The sequence below is a fragment of the Streptomyces sp. SP18BB07 genome, from assembly GCF_036322545.1.
GTDB classification, from domain to species: domain Bacteria; phylum Actinomycetota; class Actinomycetes; order Streptomycetales; family Streptomycetaceae; genus Streptomyces; species Streptomyces deccanensis.
This window is the reverse complement of record NZ_JAQYWT010000284.1, coordinates 148,175-171,739: the sequence shown is the minus strand read 5'-3', so window position 1 is coordinate 171,739 and position 23,565 is coordinate 148,175. Positions and strand designations below refer to the sequence as shown.

General features: G+C 72.6%; 20 protein-coding genes. 11 read left to right on the top strand and 9 right to left on the bottom strand.

Annotation, left to right across the window (positions count from 1 at the left end; all coding sequences use genetic code 11):
• Window positions 1-870: S-(hydroxymethyl)mycothiol dehydrogenase (locus PUR53_RS15965; protein ID WP_329908662.1), on the bottom strand; the 870-nt coding region annotated here is incomplete at its 3' end.
• Window positions 871-1,129: 259 nt separating this feature from the next.
• Between PUR53_RS15965 and PUR53_RS15960 the strand changes: the two genes are divergently transcribed.
• From PUR53_RS15960 to PUR53_RS15950, 3 genes are all read left to right on the top strand, one after another.
• Window positions 1,130-1,285, top strand: coding sequence for a hypothetical protein (locus tag PUR53_RS15960; protein WP_329898084.1), 156 nt, complete (start codon window positions 1,130-1,132; stop codon window positions 1,283-1,285).
• 48 nt (window positions 1,286-1,333) lie between these two features.
• Entirely contained in the window at window positions 1,334-1,462 is a 129-nt protein-coding gene (locus PUR53_RS15955) for a hypothetical protein (protein WP_329898083.1), read from the top strand.
• Window positions 1,463-1,549: 87 nt separating this feature from the next.
• Window positions 1,550-3,310, top strand: coding sequence for an ABC transporter ATP-binding protein (locus PUR53_RS15950; protein WP_329898082.1), 1,761 nt, complete (start codon window positions 1,550-1,552; stop codon window positions 3,308-3,310).
• A gap of 30 nt (window positions 3,311-3,340) precedes the next feature.
• Here the strand turns inward: PUR53_RS15950 and PUR53_RS15945 are convergent, their stop codons facing one another.
• Both PUR53_RS15945 and PUR53_RS15940 read right to left on the bottom strand, forming a co-directional pair.
• Window positions 3,341-4,801 (bottom strand): aldehyde dehydrogenase family protein, encoded by a 1,461-nt coding sequence (locus PUR53_RS15945; RefSeq protein ID WP_329908661.1) that lies wholly within the window; start codon window positions 4,799-4,801, stop codon window positions 3,341-3,343.
• 184 nt (window positions 4,802-4,985) lie between these two features.
• Window positions 4,986-5,282 carry a hypothetical protein gene (locus PUR53_RS15940; protein ID WP_329898080.1) on the bottom strand — a complete coding sequence of 99 codons (297 nt, stop codon included), beginning with the start codon at window positions 5,280-5,282 and terminating at the stop codon, window positions 4,986-4,988.
• A gap of 201 nt (window positions 5,283-5,483) precedes the next feature.
• Here PUR53_RS15940 and PUR53_RS15935 point away from each other — a divergent pair, with 201 nt between their 5' ends.
• A complete protein-coding gene (locus PUR53_RS15935; protein WP_086801068.1) occupies window positions 5,484-5,849 on the top strand; it encodes a nuclear transport factor 2 family protein in 366 nt (121 codons plus the stop codon).
• A 116-nt stretch (window positions 5,850-5,965) separates the two neighbouring features.
• Entirely contained in the window at window positions 5,966-7,195 is a 1,230-nt protein-coding gene (locus PUR53_RS15930) for a glycosyltransferase (RefSeq protein WP_329898164.1), read from the top strand.
• A gap of 99 nt (window positions 7,196-7,294) precedes the next feature.
• Here PUR53_RS15930 and PUR53_RS15925 read toward each other — a convergent pair whose 3' ends face one another.
• Window positions 7,295-7,972 carry a TetR/AcrR family transcriptional regulator gene (locus PUR53_RS15925; protein WP_329898079.1) on the bottom strand — a complete coding sequence of 226 codons (678 nt, stop codon included), beginning with the start codon at window positions 7,970-7,972 and terminating at the stop codon, window positions 7,295-7,297.
• 174 nt (window positions 7,973-8,146) lie between these two features.
• Between PUR53_RS15925 and PUR53_RS15920 the strand changes: the two genes are divergently transcribed.
• Entirely contained in the window at window positions 8,147-9,412 is a 1,266-nt protein-coding gene (locus tag PUR53_RS15920; RefSeq protein ID WP_329898078.1) for a YncE family protein, read from the top strand.
• Here the strand turns inward: PUR53_RS15920 and PUR53_RS15915 are convergent.
• Complete coding sequence (locus PUR53_RS15915) at window positions 9,405-11,288, bottom strand: cellulase family glycosylhydrolase (RefSeq protein WP_329898077.1); 1,884 nt, start codon at window positions 11,286-11,288, stop codon at window positions 9,405-9,407. The two genes, PUR53_RS15920 and PUR53_RS15915, sit on opposite strands and share 8 nt — an antisense overlap.
• 630 nt (window positions 11,289-11,918) lie before the next feature.
• Between PUR53_RS15915 and PUR53_RS15910 the strand changes: the two genes are divergently transcribed.
• Window positions 11,919-12,482 (top strand): hypothetical protein, encoded by a 564-nt coding sequence (locus PUR53_RS15910; protein ID WP_329898076.1) that lies wholly within the window; start codon window positions 11,919-11,921, stop codon window positions 12,480-12,482.
• Window positions 12,483-12,560: 78 nt separating this feature from the next.
• On the opposite strand, the gene PUR53_RS15905 is transcribed toward PUR53_RS15910, so the two are convergent.
• A complete protein-coding gene (locus PUR53_RS15905; RefSeq protein WP_329898075.1) occupies window positions 12,561-13,064 on the bottom strand; it encodes a hypothetical protein in 504 nt (167 codons plus the stop codon).
• Window positions 13,065-13,136: 72 nt separating this feature from the next.
• Window positions 13,137-13,610: an allene oxide cyclase barrel-like domain-containing protein gene (locus PUR53_RS15900; RefSeq protein ID WP_329898074.1), complete on the bottom strand. Its 474-nt coding sequence runs from the start codon at window positions 13,608-13,610 to the stop codon at window positions 13,137-13,139.
• Window positions 13,611-13,870: 260 nt separating this feature from the next.
• Here PUR53_RS15900 and PUR53_RS15895 point away from each other — a divergent pair, with 260 nt between their 5' ends.
• On the top strand, window positions 13,871-14,980 hold the full coding sequence (locus PUR53_RS15895) for an XdhC/CoxI family protein (protein ID WP_329898073.1): 1,110 nt from the start codon (window positions 13,871-13,873) through the stop codon (window positions 14,978-14,980).
• 52 nt (window positions 14,981-15,032) lie between these two features.
• On the opposite strand, the gene PUR53_RS15890 is transcribed toward PUR53_RS15895, so the two are convergent.
• Together PUR53_RS15890 and PUR53_RS15885 are read right to left on the bottom strand one after the other, a co-directional pair.
• Window positions 15,033-15,536: a metallophosphoesterase family protein gene (locus tag PUR53_RS15890; RefSeq protein WP_329898072.1), complete on the bottom strand. Its 504-nt coding sequence runs from the start codon at window positions 15,534-15,536 to the stop codon at window positions 15,033-15,035.
• 12 nt (window positions 15,537-15,548) lie between these two features.
• The gene (locus tag PUR53_RS15885; protein WP_329908659.1) at window positions 15,549-18,011 is read right to left on the bottom strand and encodes a SpoIIE family protein phosphatase; all 2,463 of its coding nucleotides are present in this window, start codon (window positions 18,009-18,011) and stop codon (window positions 15,549-15,551) included.
• A gap of 263 nt (window positions 18,012-18,274) precedes the next feature.
• On the opposite strand from PUR53_RS15885, the gene lanKC reads away from it, so the two are divergent.
• From lanKC to PUR53_RS15870, 3 genes are all read left to right on the top strand, one after another.
• A complete protein-coding gene (gene lanKC / locus PUR53_RS15880; RefSeq protein ID WP_329908658.1) occupies window positions 18,275-21,061 on the top strand; it encodes a class III lanthionine synthetase LanKC in 2,787 nt (928 codons plus the stop codon).
• Window positions 21,062-21,147: 86 nt separating this feature from the next.
• A complete protein-coding gene (locus tag PUR53_RS15875; protein ID WP_005483995.1) occupies window positions 21,148-21,264 on the top strand; it encodes a SapB/AmfS family lanthipeptide in 117 nt (38 codons plus the stop codon).
• 216 nt (window positions 21,265-21,480) lie between these two features.
• Window positions 21,481-23,250, top strand: a complete 1,770-nt coding sequence (locus tag PUR53_RS15870) for an ABC transporter ATP-binding protein (protein WP_329908657.1) — start codon at window positions 21,481-21,483, stop codon at window positions 23,248-23,250.
• Window positions 23,251-23,565: the final 315 nt, after the last annotated feature.

Genomic DNA, 23,565 nt, shown 5'->3' with positions numbered 1-23,565 from the left:
CAGTTCGAGCTTCATCTCCGGAGTGGGGACACCGACGAGAACGACCGTCCCGGCCAGATCACGGGCGTAGAAGGCCTGCTTGTACGTCTCCGGGCGGCCGACCGCCTCGATGACGACGTCGGCGCCGAAGCCACCGGTCAGCTCACGGATCGCCTCGACGGGGTCGGTCTCCTTGGAGTTGACCGTGTGGGTGGCACCGATGCTCTTGGCGGTGGTCAGCTTCCGGTCGTCGATGTCCACGGCGATGATCTTCTCGGCACCGGCGAGCCGGGAACCGGCGATGGCCGCGTCCCCGACGCCGCCGCAGCCGATGACGGCGACGCTGTCCCCGCGCCCGACGTTCCCGGTGTTGATCGCGGCGCCGATGCCGGCCATCACCCCGCAGCCCAGCAGTCCGGCGACCGCCGGGGCGGCGGCCGGGTCGACCTTGGTGCACTGACCGGCGGCGACGAGGGTCTTCTCCGCGAAGGCGCCGATGCCGAGGGCGGGTGACAGCTCCTGACCGGTCGAGGCGAGCGTCATCTTCTGCGTGGCGTTGTGGGTGGCGAAGCAGTACCAGGGGCGACCACGTCGACATGCCCGGCAACTACCGCACACGGCACGCCAGTTGAGGATGACGAAGTCACCGGGGGCGACGTCCGTGACGCCCGCGCCGACGGACTCCACCACACCCGCGGCCTCGTGGCCGAGCAGGAAGGGGAAGTCGTCGTTGATGCCGCCCTGCTTGTAGTGCAGGTCGGTGTGGCAGACCCCGCACGCCTGCACCTTCACCACGGCCTCCCCCGGTCCCGGGTCGGGCACCACGATCGTCTCGATCCGCACCGGCTCGTTCTTGCCCGGTGCGATCACGCCGCGTACTTCCTGCGCCATGGTGAACCTTTCCGTCGATCCATGAGAGAGCGGTCGCCCGCCCATGGTCACCCTACGGACTGACCAGCGAGTAGGGCCTCCCGAGTGGGCGGAGCCCTGGCCGAAAAGGTTGCCCGCGACACCTGTGCGCGCACCGCACCCTGCGTCGCCACGACCGGGACGAATACTCCCCCGGGCATTCCTGCTACGTGCGGCCGGCCGCCACGCTCTCCGGGGACACCCTCCGGCGGTCCTCTCGGCGGTCACCGACACCTGCGGCATGACGGCGGTCCTCAGCAGACTGCCGCACAACCGCCCGCGCCCGATGACGCCGGAGGACTGGCGGGCCCACTTCGGCATGGGGGCGGTCGCGGACGCCGCCCTGGCGGGCGGGGGTGCGGTGACCTGCGTGGTCCCGCGCCGCATGCTGCCGTAGTGAGCCTGGGCCGCACGCCGGACGTGCTGTTCGGGTACTCGGCGGGCCATGGCGGCGCTGGAGGTGGACCCCGAGGAGCTGGAGCGGGAACCGGGAGTGGTGGTCGCGGCGGTCAACGGATTCCGGGCGCTGGTCGTCTCGGGCGACCGGGACTGGAGGGCGCTGCCGGGCGGTTGAAACTCGTGCCCGGTGCTGCGCGCCCCCGACGTAGGCTGAAGCTCCGCGCCCGGTCCCCACTCCCCGACCGACCTGCCGAGGAGCCTCGTGAGCACCCCTGAGACCAAAGCCGAGCAGCAGCCGCCCACCTGGCGGCTGCTGCTCGGCTATGTACGACCCCACCGGTGGACACTGCTGCTGGGCGCGCTGCTGTCCCTCCTCACCGGGGCCACCGGCCTCGCGCTGCCGTTGGTGGCCCGGGAGCTGATCGACGACCTGTCGCACGACCGGACGATCACCTGGGCGCTGGTGCTGATGTCCGCGCTGGTGGTGGGCAACGCGGCGGTGGGCGCGGTGGGTTCGTACGTCCTGCGGCGCACGGCCGAGTCGGTGGTGCTCGGTGCGCGGCGTGCCCTGTCGTCGTATCTGCTGCGGCTGCGGATCACTGCGGTGGACCGCAGCGAGCCGGGCGACCTGATGGCACGGATCACCTCCGACACCACCCTGCTGCGCGAGGTCACCACCGACACCCTGGTGGGCCTCGGCACCGGCGGGCTCACCCTGGTGGCGACGGTGGTGCTGATGGGTCTGGTGGACCCGGTGCTGCTGGCCGTGACGCTGGGCGTGATCGTGGGCGCGGGCCTGGTGTTCGGGGTGATCGTGCCGCGTATCAACAAGGCCAGCCGGGCGGCGCAGGACGCGGTCGGCGCGATGGGCGCCTCGCTGGAGCGGATCCTCGGCGCGCTGCGCACGGTGAAGGCGTCCGGTGCCGAGCACCGCGAGGAGGAGACGATCCACGCGGCGGCCGAAGAGTCGTGGCGGCAGAGTGTCCGGGCGGCCAAGTGGTCGGCGGCGGCGGGCAACACGGCCGGACTCGCCATGCAGATCGCCTTCATCACCGTGCTGGCGGTGGGCGGCGCGCGGGTCGCGACCGGCGCCATCGACGTGGGCACACTGGTGGCGTTCCTGCTGTACGTCTTCTATCTGATGTCGCCGATACAGCAGGTCGTGGGCGCGATCACCCAGTACCAGACCGGTGCCGCCGCGCTCGCCCGCATCCAGGAGGCGCTGCGGCTGCCCGCCGAACCGGCCTCCGAACCGGCGCCGCTGCCGTCGCCGGACGCGGCGCCCGCCGCGCTCGCCTTCGACGAGGTCCGCTTCCGTTACGCCGATGATCTGCCGTACGTCCACCACGGGGTGACCTTCGAGGTCCCGGCACGGGGCATGACGGCGTTCGTGGGCCCGTCGGGCGCCGGCAAGACCACGGTCTTCTCGCTGATCGAGCGGTTCTACGACCCCGAGGCGGGCCTCATCACGGTCGACGGCCGCGATGTCGCCGAGTGGGAGCTGTCCCGGCTGCGGTCCGCGATCGGGTACGTCGAGCAGGACGCGCCCGTGCTGTCGGGGACCTTGCGGGACAACCTGCTGCTCGGCAACCCGCGGGCCGACGAGTCCGATGTCAGCCGGGTGCTGAAGACGACCCGGCTGGACGGCCTGGTCGCCAAGCTCCCGCAGGGTTTGGAGACCCTAGTCGGGCACCGGGGCACCAAGCTCTCCGGCGGTGAGCGTCAGCGGGTCGCCATCGCGCGGGCCCTACTGCGCCGGCCCCGGCTGCTGCTGCTCGACGAGGCGACGAGCCAGCTGGACGCGGTGAACGAGGCGGCGCTGCGCGACACGGTCGCCGACGTGGCCCGTACGACGACGGTGCTGGTCGTGGCCCACCGACTGTCCACGGTGACGATGGCCGACCGCATCGTGGTCATGGACGCGGGCCGGGTCCGGGCGGTCGGCACCCATCGAGAACTGGTGGCCGCCGACCCGCTGTACGCGGAGTTGGCGGCCACGCAGTTCCTCGCGACGGCCGGCTGATCCCGGCCGTCGCAGCGGGCCGGTGGGCGGTCAGAAGGGGAAGTGCGACTGCTGGCCGGCGATGGTCACCCAGCGGGTGTTGGAGAACGCCTCGATGCCCCAGCGGCCGCCGAAGCGCCCGTAGCCGGAGGCCTTCACCCCGCCGAAGGGGGCCATCGGCTCGTCCGCCACCGACTGGTCGTTCACGTGCACGATGCCGGTACGGATCCGGCGCGCGACGGCCAGTCCGTGGGTGGCGTTCTCGGTGATGACGCCGCAGCTCAGGCCGTTGTCGGTGTCGTTGGCGAGGGCCACGGCGGTGGCGTCGTCGGCGAACGACTGCAGGACGCAGAGCGGGCCGAAGGACTCCTGGTAGTAGAGGTCGGCGTCCTTGGGGACGTCGGTGAGCACGGTCGCCGGGTGCACCGCGCCCTCGGGCTGCCCGCCCCCGGTGAGCACCGTGGCGCCCTTGGCGACGGCGTCCTTGACCAGGGCGGCGATCCGCTGGGCGGCGTCGGCGCTGACCAGGGGGCCGACCACCGTGTGCGGGTGGTTGGGGTCGCCGGCCTGGAGCGTGGCGACCTTGGCGGTGAACTTCTGCGCGAACTCCTCGGCCAGCGACTCGTGGACGAGGATGCGGTCGCCGGACATGCAGATCTGCCCGGCGTTCATGAAGACGCTGAAGGTGACGGCGTCGACGGCGTAGTCCACGTCGGCGTCGTCGAGCACGATCACGGAGTTCTTGCCGCCCAACTCCAGTACGACGGGCTTGAGATGACGGGCGGCGTGCTCGCCGATGATCCGGCCGACGCCGGTGGAGCCGGTGAAGTTCACCGCGCGCACCCGCTCGTCGGATATCAGCGCCTCGGCGATCTCCGCCGCGTCCTCGGGGGCGTTGGTGACGACGTTGAGCACGCCGTCGGGGAGTCCCGCCTCCCGGAACACGTCCGCGACCAGCAGCCCGCAGGCGATCGGCGCGTCCTCGCTGGGCTTGACGACGACGGTGTTGCCGGCGGCCAGCGGCGCCGCCACGGCCCGTACGCCGAGGATGACGGGCGCGTTCCACGGGGCGAACGCGGCGACCACGCCGAGGGGTTCGCGTACCGCGAGGCTGAGCGCGCCCTCCTTCTGGCTGCTGAGGACCTCGCCGCGCGGCGCGGTGATGGCGGCCGCCGCCTCGCGCAGGATGCTCGCCGCGAGCGCCACGTTGAAGTACGCCCACGGCCGGGTGCCGCCCGCCTCGCGGGCCATGATGTCGGCGACCTGGTCTCCCCGGCCCTCCAGCAGATCGGCGGCCTTGAAGAAGATCGCCCGCCGGGCGAAGGGGGTGAGCGCGGCCCACTCCTCGAACGCGGCGTCGGCGGCGTCCACGGCCCGCCGGACGTCCTCGGGACCGGCCGCCGCCACCGTCGCGTACACCTCCCCCGTGTACGGGTCGAGGTCCTCGGCGGTGCGGCCGGACGTGGCGGGCACGTCCTTGCCGCCGATCAGAAGGTCACGAGTGATGGCCATGATGCGGCTTCCTCAGGGGTACGTATCGACGACGGTACGTGATCGAGCATGATCGCTCATGAGCGTTCGTAGTGCGAAATTCAATTACGTTACTGTTCCGTGATGCTCTGCCCGACTCCCGGGCATGTCAAGAGCCCCACCACGATGTTCGCGGCGGGGCTCCTGTCGTCCGTGACCGGCCTCGCTACTCGATGGCGCCCAGCAGGCCGAGGGCGGGGGCGGCCATGTCGGTGACCTGGTGCAACTCGCCCAGCCGGTTCAGTTCGTGCACCTGGTTGAGGCTCTTGAGCTGCTGTGAGGGGCGCGGCAGGGCCGCCCGGTGCTCCTCGGGGAGATCGCTGACGGCGAGCTGGTCCAGCGTGGTCATCGGGTTGAGCTGTGTCGCTTCCGCGACGGCGTCCGCGTTCGCCATCGGTGCGGCCAGTCCCGTGACACCGACGGCGAGACCCACGGCGGCGACGATACGTCGAGTTGAGATCATGCCCTCAGCAACGCTCCCCGGCCCCCGACGGTCACGGCCGCTCACCCGTGAGGCGCATGCCGGACGTGGGGCGCGCGCCCCGCGCGGCGTCTGCCCGCGCTTCCCGCTTGCCGGGTCCCGCCCGGCGGAGGAGCCTCGGAGGAGAGGCCGTCCGCGGCCCGTTCACCCATGCCGGGCCACGGCCTTCGAAGGAGGTCACCCATGGGCACCTCGACCAGCCCCGCCTTCGACGTCGAAGCGCTGCGCAGAGGCACGGAGGAAGCGAACGCGGCGACACTGACGTCGCTCTACGCGGACGACGCCGAGCTGCGCGTCGTGGACCGCAACACCCAGCCCAGCCACCCCAAGGTCCTGCACGGCCGGTCCGAGATCGGCGCGATGTTCGACGACGTCTGCAGCCGGGAGATGACCCACAAGGTCGAGCAGTGCCTGGTCCAGGGCGACCAGGTCGCGTTCACCGAGTCCTGCGAGTACCCCGACGGGGTGCGGGTCCTGGCGAGTTCGATGATCTCCCTGAAGGACGGGAAGATCGTCGACCACACGATGATCCAGGCCTGGGACGAGTAGCCGGTCGGTCGCCGTCGAACGCGCCGGGGGCGGGGGCTCTTTCGGGTCATCCCCGTGCGGGCCCCCTGACTCGGCGTGGTCGCGGCGCCATACTGGCGGGCGTGCGTGTAGCGATCATGACGGCGGGCTCCCGGGGTGACGTGGCGCCGTACACGGGGCTCGGACACGGGCTGGTGCGGGCGGGGCACGAGGTCACGCTGGTGACCCACACCCGGTTCGAACCCCTGGTGGCGGGCTCGGGGGTCGTCTTCCACGCCCTGCCCGTGGACCCGCGGGCGGAGCTGGAGTCGGAGCGAGGGCAGGGGCTGCACCGGAGTGCCACCGGCGCCGGGAAGCTGTACCGGGCGGCGGAGATGGCCCGGAGCCTGGTGGGACGGATGGCCGGCGAACTGGTGGCCGCCGCCCGTGCCAGTGACGCCCTGCTCCTGGCGGGCACCCTGGCACCCCTCGGCCACACCATCGCCGAGGGCCTGTCGATCCCCACGCTCGGCGTGAACCTCCAACCCCTCGCGCCCACAAGGGAGTTCGCGCCTCCGATGACCGGGGTGCGCTCCTGGGGGCCGCTCGGCAACCGGGCGGCGGGGCACGCGGTGAACACGGCCGTCGAGTGGATCTTCACGGAGGAGGTGCGCAGGCTGCGCGCCGAGTTCGGGCTGCCGCGCACCGGCCGGGTGGCCGCCCGTCGGGCCCGGGAGCGGCTGGGCCGGCCGGTCTTCCACGGCTTCAGCCCCCGGGTGGTGCGACGGCCCGGCGACTGGCCGACCGAGTTGGACGTCACCGGCTACTGGTGGCCGTACGACCGCGAGGACCGGCTGCCCGCCCCGCTGCTGGACTTCCTCGACGCCGGTCCGCCCCCGGTCTTCGTGGGCCTCGGCAGCGCCACCGTGCCCGATCCCGAGCGGATGAGCGACGAGGTCGTACGGGCCCTGCGGGCGGCCGGGCTGCGCGGGGTGATCCAGCGGGGGTGGGGCGAACTGCGGGGCGAGGGCGACGACATGTTCACCGTGGGCGAGGTGCCGCACTCCCTGCTCTTCCCGAGGACGGCGGCCGTCGTCCACCACGCGGGCGCGGGCACGACGGGCGCCGGCCTGCGCGCCGGGGTCCCGGCGGTGCCGGTGCCCGTCCAGTTCGACGAGGGTTTCTGGGCGGCCCGCCTGGTCGCCCTCGGGGTGGCCCCGGCCGCCGTCCCGCTGCGCGGCTTCACCGCCGCCGCCCTGACGGCCGCCCTGCGCCGGGCGACCACCGACCCGTCGTACGGCCGTCGCGCCCGCGCCCTGGCCGATGAGTTGCGCGCGGAGGACGGAGTGGCCCCGGTCCTGACGGCGGTGAACCGACTGGCGGGCTGAATGAAAAGCACAGGGCGCAGCCCAGGCTTTTCAGGGGCGCGGGAAACTGCGCGACAAGCCCCCACCGGTCCCGCACCCGAAGAACCACCCTGCCGCCCCCTACCGTTCCGCCCCTCCGTCCTCCTCCGGTCTCCATTCCGCCGGTCGCAGTATCCCCAGCAGCAGTCGGACCAGTTCGTCGACCACCTCGTCCAGGGGGGCGTCGACCCAGCCGGCCTGCCAGTCGTGGAGGAGTCCGTTGACGCTGCCGATGAAGGCGGTGGCGGCGATGCGGTAGTCACGACGCACCGCCTCGCCGCGCTCCGCCGCCGCGTCGGCCTCGGCGCAGATGAAGTCGATCCAGCGGGCGCGCCGTTCGAGGCGCTGGCGTTCCAGACGGGGACTGACGCCGACGATCTCGGTGAAGGTGATGCGCAGTCGGCGCGGATCGCCGGTGACGTTGCCGGCGTACGCGAGGAACGCCGCGGTGGCCCGCTCGGCGATCGGCCGCCCCTCCGCCGTGGCGAGTCCGGCGAGCGCGGCCTCCTCGGCCCAGTCGTTGACCCGTAGGTGAAGGGCGGCCAGCACGTCCTCCAGGGAGCGGAACTCCTCGTAGAACTGGCGGGTCGACAACCCGGCGGCCTCGCTCAGCGCCGCGATCGTGGTCCCCCGAAAGCCGGGGCCGTCGCCGAAGAGCCGCAGCCCCGCGTCGAGGAAGCGGTCCCGGCGCTCGGCCCGGCGCTCCGCGGCGGTTCTGCCCCCGTAACGGCCGGTGGGCTGTTTGAGCCTGCCCGACACGTTTCTCCTCCCGACGGAACCTCACGGACCTCACCCGTACGGCAGCCGATGCGGCCGTCGCTCGATTTTGTCGTGTCCCTGCTCTTGTGGTGAAGCGGGACCGTTCCTTACTTTCCAGTAAGTCTGTTCTGAACACAGGTGTGTTCAGACTCCGCCCGCGCAGGAGGATCCGACATGCCCCTCTCCCCCACCCCCCGTAGCCGCAGAACCCGGCACCTCGGTGCCGTCGCCGTCGCGCTCGCGCTGACCACGTCCGCCGCCGCGACCGCGACCCCGGCGAGCGCCGCCGCCGACCTGCGGCAGGTGATGTTCGTGGGCAACAACTGGGAGGGCACCGCGGATGTCATCAAGGCCTCCGGCGACTTCGCCAAGATCGGCCGGATCAACGTCATCCCCGACAAGGACGCCCGGATGGCGGAGATCAACGCCGATCCGATCCGATGGATCGCCTACATGACGATCCGGAACAGCGTGGGCGAGGGCCACGACCAGTACGTGGACGACATGTACTCCACGCCGGACGGCTCGTCGATGGTCGTCTCCCGCCCGAGCTTCGCCGACGTGGTCTCCATCAACATCAGGACCGGCGCCATCAACTGGCGCTTCCCCGTGTCGGGTTACCGCTCCGACCACATGGCGGTCTCCCCCGACGGCAAGCGCGTGGCGGTGTCGGCGTCGACCGGCAACACCGTGCACGTCCTGGACATCGTCACCGGCAAGCAGGTCGGTTCGTTCAAGACCGGCGACAAGCCGCACGAGAACATCTTCACCAAGGACGGCAAGTACGTCTGGAACATGGCGATCGGCGATGTGAACACCCAGACCGACGCGCCCTGGCTGGACTGGACGAAGGGCGACCGCAAGATCACGGTCGCCGACGCGAACACCTTCGAGCAGGTCAAGGTGATCGACATGCGGGAGCGGCTCGACGCCATCGGGCTGAGCGACTACTCGGACGCGGTCCGTCCCGCCGCGTTCTCGCCGGACGAGACGAAGCTGTACTTCCAGGTGTCGTTCTTCAACGGCTTCTTCGAGTACGACATCGCCACCGACAAGATCACCCGTACCAAGACCCTGCCGAAGACCCCGGGGGTCAGCGACGACCGCACCACCTTCGTCAACGACTCCCGCCACCACGGTCTGACGATGAAGCCGGACGGCACCAAGCTGTGCGTCGCGGGCACGATGGACGACTACGCGACCGTCGTGGACCGCGCGACCCTCCAGGAGGGCCCGCTGGTCCCCGTCTCCAAGCCGTACTGGTCGACCGTCAGCGGTGACGGCAAGTCCTGTGTGGTCTCCGAGAGCGGCGCCGATCAGGTGACGGCGATCGACTTCGCCACCGGGAAGAAGACCGTGTCCGTCGCAGTCGGCGACCACCCCCAGCGGGTGCGCGTGGCACAGGTGCCCGCCGACTGGACCGGACCCTCGGCTAACTGAACCTGGCGGTCAGCCAGTTCGACAGCTCCGTCCGCGCCGCGCTCAGCCGCGTCGCGGTCGGGGCTGTCGCGCCGTTGGTGACCAGGGCGTAGTGCAGCTTGCCCGAGTCGGCGGCGGTGAGGAGCAGACGGCGGCTGCCGGTGCCGCCGGGTTCCTTGGCGGCGGCGATGGGCGTGGACGTGGTGTACGCCGGCGGCGCGGCCGTCACCCCGAGGTCGGACACCACCGTGGTGGACGCGGTGGGGAAGGACGCCGGGAGGTGCAGTTCGGTCGGCTCCGTGCTGCCGTCCGAGCGCCAGACCAGCAGGGAGTACTGGCCCGAGCCGACGAGCGAGGAGACGTTCGGCAGCGAGCCGGGCACCGGGTTCCAGGTGAGCGTCGTGGAGCCGTCGCGCGAGCGGTCCTCGTAGGTGAAGGCGACCGTGCGGCCCGCGGTGGCGCTCGGGTAGATCCGGTCGAGCATCCGGGCGTCCTGCCGGAGCACGGCCGTGCCGGAGTCGTCGAGGCGTACGGCGGAGAGGTCCTCTCCGTTCCAGCCGTCGGCCTCGGCCTGCACCTTGTCGGGGTTGTCGTTCATCAGCTCGTGGTGGCGGCCCCAGTAGATGTCCCACTGCCACTGGGAGCCGGAGAGGACCGGGCCGGAGGCGGTCGGGTTCGACCACCAGTCGACGCCCTTCACCCGGGAGTCCAGCGCCTGGTACATGGCCTTGTAGACCGTGGGCGCCTTGTCGGAGACCGAGCCGCTGAGCGGGTGTCCGAACTCGCTGATGATGGCCGCGGTGCCGCCGGCGGCGGCCCGGTCACGGACGGTCCCGAAGTCGTTCACGTACTGGCCGTTCTCCGCCTTGCCCCACATGAAGACGCCGGAGATCGCCTTCTGGTCGTAGAAGTGGGTGTTGAAGACGTAGCGCGGTCCGATGGTGCCCGCGTCGAGGAGTCCGCCCTCCTGCTTCTGGAAGTCGATGTTGGCGTTCCAGAAGAGGTTCGGCTCGACGAACGCCGGCTTGGACTGCCAGCCCGCCGCGTCCATCCGGGCACGGAACTTGACGTAGAACGGCCACAGGACGTCCTTCTCCCACGTCCTGCTGGTCTGCCCGGAGTCGAGGGTCCCGAAGTGGGGCTCGTTCCACGGGTCGAAGCCGACGAGACCCTGGAACTGGGCGGCCGAGAGGTTCGCCTTCAGGTACGTCATCGTCTTCTGCGCGGTGTCCAGGAAGGAGTCCTGGAGTCCATAGGTGTTGTGCCAGAAGTCGTACGTCGCCTCCGTCACGGCCGCGTTGGAGGTGATGTTCTGGCCCCAGAACGGGCAGATCCCGCAGTACTCGTCCGGGTAGTCGCCGAGGTCGACGGCCCACTTGGGGGCGCCGTCGCCGGTGTACCAGCTGTCGGAGTCGAACAGCCAGCGGGAGTACAGGTCCTGGTGGAAGTCGGGGTAGACCTTGATCCCGGCGTCCAGGAAAGCGCCCATCTGCGCGGTGGCCGCCGCCAGGTAGGAGGTGCTCACCTGCCCGCGCACCGGTTCCGCGTAGGCCCAGGAGAGCAGGAAGCGGACGGAGTTGCCGCCGCCGAGCGCCCTGAGCGCGGTCGCCGACTTCTTCGCGTCGGCGACCGAGGCGAAGGGCAGACCGTTGTTCTCCTTGAGTTTCGTCTCCCCCGAGACGTTGTAGCCGCGCAGGACGACCTCGCGGCCGAGGCCGTCCTTGAAGGTGCCGCCGTCGACCGTGAGGGTGGTCGCGGCCTGGGCGTCGAACCAGAGTTCGTCCGTGGATGCGGAGGCGGGCTGGGTGGGGCCCGCCGTGGTCAGGAAGCCGGTGACGAGTACCAGGACACCGAGCAGACTAGTGCGCAATCTTGACATGTCCGCCACATTCGACATGTGCACTACCGTCCCAATGGGCAGGCGAGCCGTCAATAGCAACTGACGCACGAGTAAGTACCCTTTTTCGCAAGACAGTTCACCTGCCACGACCGATTCTTTGCCCATGGGCGGCCGCGCGAGGCCTCGCGCACCGACCGCGGGGGCGTCCGGATCGGACGGAGGACGCCACCGATCGAAGGCGCCCGGAATTCAGCCGATGTTCACCCGAACGTCACCATGAAGGGCCCTGCCGACGGAACCGGCCTATGGTTGAGCGCAGTTTGAGCCGATTTGTTCGGTACTCCGTCCGGCGTACAGGAAAGGTGGTACGAGCGGTGGACAGCTCTGCTCGCGGGCTCCGCGAACACACGCCAGGCACTCGTGATTTCGACCCGAGGAGCGCCCTGCCCCGTCTCGATCGCCTCGGGGCCCCGGAGGGGCAGAAGCGGTCGGACGCACGGAACGAGCGCTGCGCGTCGTTGTACGACGCGATACGGGACATGGGCCGGTACGAGGCGGCAGTGGAGGCGGAGAGACGCCGGCAGGGCGGTGACGACCTCCTGCCCGGCCCGTGACGACGTGAAGCCGCCAAGGCCGAGCCGCGTGTGAGGGGCTCGGCGAGACCGACCACCATGGGGCTGGGCTTGCATGGGCACAGAACCGCGGACCGACACTGGCTCGTCCCCCGAGGAGCCCGCGGGACGCACCATGGGCAACAAGTACGTCAAGGAGTTCATGCGGGTCGTGCACGTGAGCCTGCGCAGCTGGTGGTGGGGGGAGCCGCTGGCGGCGACGTCCGGCGGTCTCGGGGGCGCCTGGATCGGGCATGACGACGACCTGCCGATGGACGAGGTGCTGGGCGTCGCCGTCTCCATGGTGGGTGTCGTCATCGGGTCCGTGTTCGCCGTCCTCGCGATGATCACCCGTGCCTGCGACAACACCTTTCTGCGCAGGGCGAGAAAGGCCCGGCTCCTCCCCGTCGTCAACTACCTGTGGCCGTTCTTCACCATCATCGGCATGGGGATCCTGTCCATCGTCTTCCTGCTGCTGATGGCCGGAATCTCCGAGGACGCGCCCACGCTGCTGCTGATGACGGTCAGCGCGTCGGCGGGCTTCTGCGTCCTGTGGACCCTGGCCGGTCTGCTGCCCGCCCTCGGGGCGCTCATCGTCTTCACCCGCCTCATCGAGAAGACCTCAGGTGTGAACGACTGAGGACGGCCCGGAACCGAACGGCACCGGTGCGGGGACGCGCGCCGCGTCTCCCGCACCGGTCGTCGGTTCGGCCTCGTGTCACTCGTCGACGTTGAGCACGATGTGGGTCCGGTGCCCGTCCAGGGTGATGTAGCCGTCTCCGTAGGCGGAGCGGTAGTGGCCGGTGCCGCCGACGATGGCGGTCTTGGCCGTGACGGGTCGCAGAGGCCGGTAGTCGACCATGTCGCTGAGGGTCAGCGTGCCCTTCTTCAGGCGCAGTACGCGAGTGCACTGGGCGGTGACCGCCTGGGCCCGGGCCTGCACCACATCGCACTCCGACTCGCCGTCACCGGCGTACCGCAGCTCGGTCTTCCCCGACTTCTTCGCCTTGTGCTTGGTGTAGAGGGCCAGCGGGGTGGTCCAGGTGCTGCCGACCACACCGTCCAGGGACGGCCAGGTGGCGACCCGGTTGATGCCGACGAGTTCGACCTTCTCGATGTCGTTGTCCTCGTCCTTCTGCTCGGCGTGCGCCGACGTCGGAAGAAGGGCGAGCGTGGTGGCGAGGGCGGTGACGACCACCCCGCGGACAGCCGATGTGATCACAGAACCTCCAGGTCGGACAGGGTGCACTCAGGCGGCGGAACGGCCGACGTGCCGTCGGCGGGTGAACACCGGTCAGTCATCGACGTAGAGGTCGAAGACGACGCGCTTGCGCAGCAAGGTGATGTAGCCCTCGCCCTCGGCGTCGTTGTAGATGCCAGTGCCGCCCGCGATGGCGGTCTTGGCGGTGACGGGCTTGTGACCCGTGCGGCTGATCATGTCGTGGAGGGTGATCTCCCCGCCCTTGAGGCGCAGCACCCGCGTGCACTGGGCGGTGAACCGGTGGTGGTCCGCTTCGACGACGGTGCAGCGCGAGCCGCTGTCGCCGACGTACTTGCCCTTGGGGTCGTGCAGCTGCAGATACGTGGTCCAGCTGTCGCCCGGCGCGGGGTGTGCCGGGGCGGTGTCGTACGCGGCGTGGCCGACGAGCTTGACCCGCACGACGTCCTCGTCCCCGACGTCCGCGGCGGCCGGCGCGGAGAGCGACGTGGTGAGAGCTGCGGCCAGGGCGCCGAGGGTCACGGCGCCGCGGGCAGTGGCAGAGGGCATGCGTCCTCCCAGGTGTGTGTGACGGTGGGTGCTCGGGTCAGGAGCATGGTCATTTCATGTACCTGGGCCTCCCGTGGCAACACGCCTGGCGCGGCGAGGGGCGCAGGCCACCCGAACAGGGGCGCGGGCCTTCGTCCCCCTGGGCGTTCGCGCACCCGGTCGGCCGCTTCCACGCGGGCGCACGGCTGCGCGGGGGCCCGCCCCGTGTGCCGTACCCCGGCCCTCGTACTTGGATGGAGGGGACGTGAGAGGAGCGGGCGATGCGTGACATCCTCCCGGCGCTCGGCGCGTGGTACGCGGCGGGCTCCCCCTTCGGCCTCGCCACCGTCGTCGCGGTCAGCCGGAGCGCGCCGCGCGGGCCGGGGGCGGCCATGGCGGTCGGGCCCGGTGACGAGGTCGTGGGCAGTGTGTCCGGCGGCTGTGTGGAGGGCGCGGTGTTCGAGCTGGCCCAGGAGGTCGTGGCGTCCGGCGAGGCACGGTCGGCGACCTTCGGGTACAGCGACGACGACGCGTTCGCGGTGGGGCTGACCTGCGGCGGAGAGATCACGCTCCTGGTGCGCCGGGTGACGGCGGCCGAGGACCCGTCGTTCGGGCAGGTCGTCGCGTCGGTGGGCGCCGGGCGTCCGGTGACGGTGGCGACCGTGGTCGACGGCCCCGGCCGGCTCGGCGCCACGCTGGCGGTGTGGCCGGAGCGGACCCTCGGCACCCTCGGCACGGCGGGCCTGGACGCCGCGGTCACCGCCGACGCGCGCGGGGAGCTGGCCCAGGGCGTCACCGGAGCGCGGCACTACGGTCCGCACGGGGAGCGGCGCGAGGATTCGGTCACCGTCTTCCTGCACTCCTTCGCGCCGCCGCCCCGCATGCTGGTCTTCGGCGCGATCGACTACGCGGCGGCGGTGGCCCGGATCGGTGACTTCCTCGGGTACCGGGTCACCGTGTGTGACGCCCGCCCGGTCTTCGCCACCCCGAAGCGTTTTCCCGCCGCCGTCGAGGTGGTGGTCGACTGGCCGCACCGCTATCTGCGCGGCACCGTCACCGACGACCGCACGGTCGTCTGCGTGCTCACCCACGACCCCAAGTTCGACGTGCCGCTCCTTCAGGAGGCGTTGCGCCGGCCGGCCGCGTACGTCGGGGCGATGGGGAGCCGCCGGACGCACGAGGAGCGCGCTCGGCGACTGCGGGAGGCCGGGCTCGACCCGGCAGAACTGGCCCGGCTGCGCTCCCCGGTCGGCCTGGACCTCGGTGCCCGTACGCCGGAGGAGGTGGCGGTGTCCGTCGCGGCGGAGATCGTGGCGCTGCGGTGGGGCGGCAGCGGGGCGCCGCTGACGGCGACGACCGGGGTGATCCATCCGCCGGCCCCGCCCCGGTGAGGGGGTGGTGGCGCGGCCTGGTGCCGGTGAGGGGGTGGCGGCGGGGCCCGGCTCAGGTCCTGGGCGGTAGTCGGTGCAGGTGGACCTCCGTCAGGGTGCCGTCCGTGATCGTCGCCGTCATGTAGGTGCAGTGGGGCTGGCGGCGGCGGTCGGTCGGGGAGCCGGGGTTGAGCAGGCGCAGGCCGGTGGAGGCGGTCGTGTCCCAGGGGATGTGGCTGTGGCCGAAGACGAGGACGTCGGTGTCGGGGAAGCGGGCGGCGCAGCGGGCTTCGCGGCCCTGGGCGGGGCCGGTCTCATGGACGACGGCGAGGCGCAGCCCGGCCAGTTCGGCGCGGGCCACCTCGGGGAGGCGGGCGCGCAGGCCGGGGCCGTCGTTGTTGCCGTACACGGCGATCAGTCGGCGTGAGCGGGCCTGGAGGAGGTCGAGGGTGTCCTCGTCGACCCAGTCGCCGGCGTGCACGACCACGTCGGCGCGCGGCAGTTCCGCGAGGAGCGGTGCGGGCAGCGCCTTCGCGCGCTTGGGCAGGTGGGTGTCGGAGAGGAGCAGCAGTCGCACCCGGACAGGGTGTCACTCGATGGGGATCTCCGCCCACACCTGCTTGCCGCCGCTGACCGGGACGGTGCCCCACGCGGAGGACATGGCCTCCACGAGCAGGATGCCGCGGCCGCCGGTGGCCTCCCAGCCGATGACGGTGGGTTTCATCGGGGTGCGGGGGGAGGAGTCGGCGACGGAGACGCGGAGGCGGTCGGCGAGCAGGGTGAGGTCGAGGCGGACCCGGCCGTCGGTGTGCACGAGGGCGTTGGTGACCAGCTCGGACACCACGAGGAGCACGCTGTCGGCCACGGAGTCGACGCTCCAGCGGCGCAGGACGCGCCGGGTGTAGCGGCGGGCCTGCCCGACCGCCTGGGGCACGCGCCACACGCTCCAGTTCTCGCGCTGGGGGCGCAGGGCCATGCCGTCGTAGCGGACGAGCAGCAGGGCCACGTCGTCGTCGCGGTTGGCGCCGCCGAGGAGGGTGTCGGCGACCACGCCGAGGTGGGCGGGGTCGGCGGCGGACAGTTCGGCGGCGAGGTGGTCGAGCCCGTCCTCGACGTCGACGTCGGCGGACTCCACGAGGCCGTCCGTGGTGAGCGCCAGCAGGGTGCCGGGGGTCAGCCGCAGGGGGCTCATCGGGAAGTCGGCCTGCATCACGACGCCGAGCGGCGGGCCGCCCTCGGACTCGCTGATCTCGGTGCTGCCGTTCGGGTGACGCAGCACGGGCGGGATGTGGCCGGCGCGGACGTACCAGGCGGAGCCCTCCTCCATGTCGATGTCGACATAGCAGCAGGTGGCGAACAGGTCGGTCTCCATGTCCATGAGGAGCCGGTTGGCGTGCGAGACGACGACGTCCGGGGGGTGCCCCTCGACGGCGTACGCGCGCAGCGCGGTGCGCATCTGGCCCATCAGGGTGGCGGCGCCCGCGTTGTGGCCCTGGACGTCGCCGATGACGAGGGCCACGTGGTTGTCGGGCAGCGGGATGACGTCGTACCAGTCGCCGCCGACCTCCAGCCCTGCGGTGGTGGGGAGATAGCGGGCGACGGCGACCGCGCCGGGCAGCTGGGGCAGTCGGCGCGGGAGCAGGGTGCGCTGGAGCATGCCCACGAGTTCGTGCTCGGCGTCGAAGGCGTGGGCCCGCATCAGGGCCTGCCCGGCCAGGCCCGAGGCGGCGGTGAGCAGGGCGCGTTCCTCGGGGCCGAAGTCGTGGGGGTTGTCCCAGCCGATCAGACAGGCCCCGGCCATGCGGCCGCCGGCGGGCAGCGGGAGGACGGCGAGGCCGCCGGGGCCGACGTCGGCGAGGGCCGGCTCCAGATCGGCTCCGGCGGGCCAGATGCCTGCGCGTCCCTCGCGCAGCGCGTTGGCGAGGGTCGGCATGGTGCGCACGGGCGCGTCCGGCCACTCTGAGCGCCATTCGGAGCGCCACACCTCGGGCCAGACCTCCGGCTGCGGCGGATCGAGGACGGTGACGACGAGGCGGTCGCCCTCCAGCTCGGCGAGGGCGATCCGGTCGGCCTGGAGCGGTTTGCGCAGGGCGGTCACCACGGCCTGGCTGACGTCCCGGACGGTGCCGGCGGTGGCGAGGGCGGCGGCGAGGCGCTGGATGCGGGCCACGTCGCCGCGTCCGGTGCGCAGGGTGGAGGCGTCGGCGACGGTGCCGACGAGACGGGCTGGCCGCAGCTCGCCGCCGGGCAGGATCCGGCCGCGCAGCCGGAGCCACTTCTGCTCGCCTGACGGCTGGAGGATGCGGAACTCCAGCTCCCGGTCGCCGATGGACATGTGGTCCGCCTCCACGACGGACATCAGCGCCGGCAGGTCCTCGGGCACGGTCAGCGCGATCAGGGTCTCGACGCGGCCGTCGAAGTCGTCCGGGCCCATGCCGAACAGCTCCAGCAGCCCGTCGTCGACCTCGACCCGCCCGGTGTCCATGGCGAGGTCGAACGAGGCACCGGACCCGGCGGCCGGGGCGGGGGTGGCACCGGCGGCCGCCTCCGCGAGCAGGTCGAGGCAGTGCCGGTCCTCGGTGTCGAAGGCGTCCGTGCCGTCACCGACGGCCACGAGACAGCCGCGCTCGCGCAGCGGCAGCACGCCCAGGGTGAAGCCCTCGGCCGGGGCACGGCTGGCGTCGGCGTCCTCGGGGAGGCCGGCGTCCCGGTCGACGTCGGCGCCGGCGTCCCGCTGCAGGTCCGCGGAGGCGAGCCAGCGCGGGCGGCCCGAACGGCACGTCTCGGCCACCGGAGCGGTGCCCGAGGCCGGGTAGCTGTCGGAGAGCCCGTAGAGGTTCCTCGGCACGCCGGCGGAGGCGGTGAGGGACAGGGCCTCGCCCTCACCGTCGGGGAGGTACACGGCCGCGACGGTCGCGCTGGTGAACACGAGCACCTGTTCGAGGATGGCGTGCAGCCGCTCGTGCGGATCGAGATCGCCGCCGAGCGTCTTGAGCGCGAGTTCGGCACGCAGCGTCCTCGTTCCGTGTTCCGCAGCGCCCTCACTGACCACGTCCGCAATTACAGCGCTTCCGGCCCGCTCGCGCAGCCCCTGGGACCGTTCGGCGAGGCCGGGGGCCTCGCCGCGGGGCGCCGTCGGGTTCGAAAGCAGCCGAACAGATCTTTACGTATGCGTTCCGCACGGTGGTCGCGTGACAGGCGTGACGGGTCACTGGTGACAGCCGTGACTGTCGGGCACCGGGGCGGGCTGGAAGGCTCGTCCTCACCCGGCCCAGGGGGCGACGGCAGTGACGGCACACGACCCGGGGGACGCGCATGGACAAGCGGTACGAGGCGTACGCGCTCGCCGACCGACACTTCTACGAGACACCGGACCGGCTGTCGGCCGGTGACCGCGCCGGCACGGCGGCGCCGGGCTACGAGACGGCCGGGCGCGCGGTCCCCGAGGGCTGGCGGGCCGCCCGGATCGGGGACTGGCTGACGCTGACCCCGGTCGACGACGGCGGGCGGCCCCGTCCCGGACCCACCCAGGGATGGAAGGTGCACGCCTCCGCCACCCGGGCGAACGCGGACCGTGTCGCGGCGATCGTGTGGGACTACTGCGTGCCCCGGCGGATCCCGTTCAAGTTCGTCCCGGGCCCGCACCTGCTGCACCTGCGCAACGCGAAGTACGCGGCCCGCGACACCAGCGGCAAGTTCGTGACCGTCTACCCGGCCGACGAGGAGCAGCTGCACCTCGTCCTGCGCGAGCTCGGGGCGCTCCTGGAGGGCTTCGAGGGGCCGTACATCCTCACCGACCTGCGCTGGAACGAGGGACCGCTGTACGTCCGCTACGGCGCCTTCGCCCGCTCCTTCGTCGTCGACGAGCGCGGCACGCTCGTCCCGGCGGTCCGCGACGGCGCGGGCATCCTGGTGCCGGACCAGCGCAAGCCGACCTTCCATGTGCCCGACTGGGTGACCCTGCCCGCGTTCCTGGAGCCGCAGCTGGCGGCACGCAACACGACCACGGTCGGCGAGCTGCCGTACCGCATCGAGAAGGCGCTGCACTTCTCCAACGGCGGCGGGGTGTACGTCGGCACCGACACCCGCGACGGCCGACGGGTGGTCCTCAAGGAGGGGCGCCCGCACGCCGGGCTGGCCGCCGACGGGGCCGACGCGGTCACCCGGTTGGAGCGGGAGAAGGCGGCGCTGGAGCGGCTCTCCGGCCTCGGGGTGGTGCCCGAGGTGCGTGACTGGTTCACCCTGGGCGACCACCGCTTCCTGGTCATGGACTTCGTCGAGGGCCGCCCGCTCAACTCCTACGTCGCCGAACGCCACCCGCTGCTCGCCCCGGACCCCGGACCGGACGCGGTCGCCGCGTACACGGCGTGGGCGTTACGCGTCCACCGGGCCGTCGAGGAGGCGGTCGAGGCGGTGCACGCGCGCGGGATCGTCTTCAACGACCTGCACGTCTTCAACATCATGGTGGCGCCCGACGAGCACTCGGTGTCGCTGCTGGACTTCGAGGCGGCGGCGCCCGCCGAGGAGAACGGCCGCCAGGTCGTCGCCCACCCCGGCTTCCTCGCGCCCCCGGACCGCACGGGCCCTGCCGTCGACCGCTACGCCCTCGCGTGTCTGCGCCTCGCTCTGTTCCTGCCGGTCACCTCGCTGCTGGTGGTGGAGCGGGAGAAGGCCGCGCATCTGGCGGCGGTGATCGCGGAGCAGTTCCCGCAGGTGCCGCCCGCGTTCCTGGACGAGGCGGTGGCCGAGATCTCCCGTGACATCGGGGCGACGGGGCCGACACCGGCATCGGCACCGGCACGGGTGGCGCGGACCCGGGCGCCCGCGGCCGGGGCGGGCGGCGTGGCGGCCGACTGGTCCCTCGCCGAGCCCGGCGACTGGCCCTACAGCCGTGACTCCATGGTCAAGGCGATCCTGGCCTCCGCGACGCCCGAGCGCGACGACCGGCTCTTCCCCGGCGATGTCGCCCAGTTCTCCGACGGCGGCGGCCTCGGGCTCGCACACGGCGCGGCCGGCGTCCTGTACGCGCTCGCGGAGGTCGGCGCCGAACGCTACGAGGAGGGTGAGCGCTGGCTGCTCGACCACACCGACCCGGTGCCGATCGGCACTCCGCTCGGCCTGTACGACGGTCTCGCGGGCGTCGCCCACACCCTGGAGCGGCTGGGGCACCGGCAGCGGGCCCTGGACCTGGTCGAGCAGATCCTCGGCGAGAAGTGGCACAAGCTGTCGTCCGACCTGCGCGGCGGGATGGCCGGCCTCGGACTGGTCCTCGACGAGCTGGCGCGGACCACCGGTGAGTCCGCGCTGCGCGACCACGCGGCGCGGGCCGCGGACCTCCTCGTGCACCGTCTCGCCGAGCCCCGCCCGGCACCGCCCCGCCGGCGCGCCGGCCTGCTGCGCGGCGCGAGCGGACCCGCGCTGTTCCTGTTGCGCCGGTACGAGGCGACGGGCGACCGCGCGGCGCTCGACGCGGCGGGCGAGGCGCTGCGGCAGGACCTGGAGTGCCTCGTCGAGCAGAAGAACGGCGGGCTGGCCGTCGACGAGGGGTGGCGCACGATGCCGTACCTCGGCGACGGGAGCGTGGGCGTCGCGATGGTGCTCGACGATTACGTGGCGGCGGTCGGCGGCATCGGGGCCGGTGCCGGTGCCGGTGAGGGTGACAGTGCCGGTGAGGGTGACAGTGCCGGTGAGGGTGACAGTGCCGGTGAGGGTGACAGTGCCCGTGCCGATGACGGTGGCGTCCAATTCGCCCGCCTGACGGACGAGTCCGCCCGGGTCCGTGCGGGCGTCCTGACCGCCGCGACCTACCGCTTCTACGCCCAGCCGGGGCTGTTCGAGGGCCGCGCCGGGATGATCCTGCACCTCGCCCGGACGGGTGCCCCGCGCGAGCGGCTGGCGGAGCAGATCGCCGCCCTCGGCTGGCACTCGATGCCCTACCAGGGGCAACTGGCCTTCCCCGGCAACCACTTGATGCGGCTCTCCATGGACCTCGGTACCGGAACGGCGGGGTGCCTGCTGGCACTCGGCGCGGCCCACGCCGCCGCCGACGACACCACGGCGCACCTTCCGTTCCTGCCGCCGCCACGACGGCGGCCCCAATGACGCGGTTCCGCCGTCCGGCGGAGTCGTGACGCACCATCCCGTCCCCACAAGGGCCCTTCGCGGGCCATCGATCGAAAGGAAGCGACATGGCACTTCTCGACCTGCAGACGATGGAAGCCGACGAGACGACCGGCACCGGCGGCCCCAGCTCCCTGAGCGTGCTGTCCTGTGTGAGCGCGGCCAGCATCACGCTCTGCCTCTGATCGTCCGAGCGGGGCGTCCGGGCCACCCCGGACGCCCGTCGGACCGGCACGGCGGCTGAGTCGCGCCGACGGCTCCGGACGGCCCCTCCCCTGTCCGGGGAGGGGCCGTCCGGGGCCCATCCGACTTTCTTCCGGTCACTCATCAGGCCATTCATCCGGCCGTTCTCCCTGCCGTTCATCCGGCCGTTCATCCGGTCGTCCCACGTGAGGACGGGTATGACGACCCTCACCGAAGGCGGTGCCCGCGGCCCGGCGGCCGTGTCCGTCCCCCTGCTGCGCTCGACCGTCCGGCACTCCGGCCCCCGTTGTACGGCCCTGGCGTTCGTGTCCATGGTCTCGACGGGGGCGAACCTGTTGCTGCCGATCGCGCTGGGCGGGGCCCTCGACCTGCTGCTGGCCGGTGACCCGGACGCCACGCGCCGGGTGCTGTGGTGCGCCGCGCTGGTCCTCGCGGTGGCCGTCCTCGACGCGGTCGAGACCGTGCTCGGCGGCACCACGAACGCCCGGGCCACCGCGTGGCTGCGCCACCGTCTGGTCCGGCACGTCCTGGCAGTGGGGCCACGCGCCGTCACCCGGTTCGGCCCGGGGGACCTGGTGGCCCGGCTCGTCGGGAACGCGGCCCAGGCGGGTACGGCCCCCGCGACGGCCGGCGCTCTGCTCGCCGCGCTCGCGGGGCCCCTGGGCGCGGTGGTCGCCCTCGCGTTGATCGACCCCCGGCTCGTGGCGGTCTTCCTCATCGGCGCCCCGCTGCTCGCCCTGGTGCTGCGCGCCCTCGCGCGGGACTCCTCCGACTGCGTGACGCGCTACCAGCGTGCCCAGGGCCGTATCGCGGGCGGACTGGCCGAGGCCGTCGCCGGGCACCGTACGATCGCGGCCGCCGGCACGGCCGACCGCACCGTCGCCCGTGTCCTGCGCCCCCTGCCCGAACTCTCCCGCGAGGGGCACCGCATGTGGCACGTCCAGGGCCGCGCCGCCGCCCGAGCGGCGACCGTGGCCCCGCTCCTGCAGCTCGCCGTCGTGGCCACGGCCGGGGTGCTGCTGACCCGACAGCAGCTGTCCGTCGGCGAGTTGCTGGCCGTGTCCCGGTACGCCGTACTGGCCGCGGGTGTCGGCGTCCTGGTCGGGCAGCTCTCGGGCCTGGTCCGCGCGCGGACGGCCGCCGAGCGCCTGGACGAGCTGGAGGGCGAACCCCCGACCGTGTACGGGGAACGCGCGCTGCCGCCCTCCGGCACGGGGCGGCTGGAGCTGCGCTCCGTGACCGTCCGCCGGGGCGGGCGCGCCGTGTTGGACCGCGTCGATCTGGTGGTCCCGGCCGGTGCCACGGTCGCCGTCGTGGGCCGGTCGGGCGCGGGCAAGTCGCTGCTCGCGGCGGTGGCCGGGCGGCTGGTGGACCCGGACGAGGGAGAGGTACGGCTCGACGGGGTGCCCCTTCGCGAGCTGGACCGTCGCGAGCTGCGCCGGGCGATCGTCCACGCCTTCGAACGCCCCGCCCTGCTGGGCGAGTCGGTGGAGGACACGATCGCCTTCGGCCTCTCCCGCCCCTCCCCCGCCCGGGTCCGGGAGGCGGCCCGCGCCGCGCACGCGGACGGCTTCGTCCGCCGCCTTCCCGAGGGTTACGCCACTCTGTGCGTCGAAGCACCCCTGTCCGGTGGCGAGGCCCAACGCCTGGGCCTGGCACGCGCGTTCGCCCGCGACAGTCGTCTGCTCGTGCTCGACGACGCCCTCTCCAGCCTCGACACCCTCACCGAGCACGACATCACCGACGCGCTGCTGCGCCCCACGACCGGCGGCAGCCGCCTCCTCATCGCCCACCGCGTCACCACGGCCGCCCGCGCGGACACGGTGGTGTGGCTGGAGAGGGGGAGCGTGCGAGCGGTGGGGCCGCACACGGAGTTGTGGCGCTCGGCGGAGTACCGGGAGCTGTTCGGCACGCGGGAGCCGGCCGCCACGGGCCGGGGGGACACGTCGGGCGGAGGGGGCCGATGAAGGACGGTGGCGAAGGACGAGGGTCCACCGGAGGAGACGAACCCGAGTCGACCCGGACCGAGCACACCACCGCGTCGCTGGGCACGCCCGGCGCAGGGGCGGGGGCCGGGCAGGCCAACCGCCTGGCGGGGAGCGGGCCGCGGGCCGGGCGGGCCGACGGGTCGCCGCAGGCCCTCGGCCCCCCGGGCGTCCCCCCGCTCTGCGGTTCCCCGGTCCTCCCCCCGCCCGGCCTCCTCCGCCGGGGCCTTCGCTTCCTCCGGGGGCGGGCGCCGGTCGTCGCGTGGCTGGTTCTGTGGTCTGTCTTGGAGACGGGGC

Coding starts and splice junctions, on each gene's coding strand:
- PUR53_RS15960 (WP_329898084.1), top strand. CDS start 1,130: ATGACGGCGGTCCTCAGCAGACTGCCGCACAACCGCCCGCGCCCGATG.
- PUR53_RS15955 (WP_329898083.1), top strand. CDS start 1,334: ATGGCGGCGCTGGAGGTGGACCCCGAGGAGCTGGAGCGGGAACCGGGA.
- PUR53_RS15945 (WP_329908661.1), bottom strand. CDS start 4,801: ATGGCCATCACTCGTGACCTTCTGATCGGCGGCAAGGACGTGCCCGCC.
- PUR53_RS15940 (WP_329898080.1), bottom strand. CDS start 5,282: ATGATCTCAACTCGACGTATCGTCGCCGCCGTGGGTCTCGCCGTCGGT.
- PUR53_RS15935 (WP_086801068.1), top strand. CDS start 5,484: ATGGGCACCTCGACCAGCCCCGCCTTCGACGTCGAAGCGCTGCGCAGA.
- PUR53_RS15930 (WP_329898164.1), top strand. CDS start 5,966: ATGACGGCGGGCTCCCGGGGTGACGTGGCGCCGTACACGGGGCTCGGA.
- PUR53_RS15920 (WP_329898078.1), top strand. CDS start 8,147: ATGCCCCTCTCCCCCACCCCCCGTAGCCGCAGAACCCGGCACCTCGGT.
- PUR53_RS15915 (WP_329898077.1), bottom strand. CDS start 11,288: ATGTCGAATGTGGCGGACATGTCAAGATTGCGCACTAGTCTGCTCGGT.
- PUR53_RS15910 (WP_329898076.1), top strand. CDS start 11,919: ATGGGCACAGAACCGCGGACCGACACTGGCTCGTCCCCCGAGGAGCCC.
- PUR53_RS15900 (WP_329898074.1), bottom strand. CDS start 13,610: ATGCCCTCTGCCACTGCCCGCGGCGCCGTGACCCTCGGCGCCCTGGCC.
- PUR53_RS15895 (WP_329898073.1), top strand. CDS start 13,871: ATGCGTGACATCCTCCCGGCGCTCGGCGCGTGGTACGCGGCGGGCTCC.
- lanKC (WP_329908658.1), top strand. CDS start 18,275: ATGGACAAGCGGTACGAGGCGTACGCGCTCGCCGACCGACACTTCTAC.
- PUR53_RS15875 (WP_005483995.1), top strand. CDS start 21,148: ATGGCACTTCTCGACCTGCAGACGATGGAAGCCGACGAGACGACCGGC.
- PUR53_RS15870 (WP_329908657.1), top strand. CDS start 21,481: ATGACGACCCTCACCGAAGGCGGTGCCCGCGGCCCGGCGGCCGTGTCC.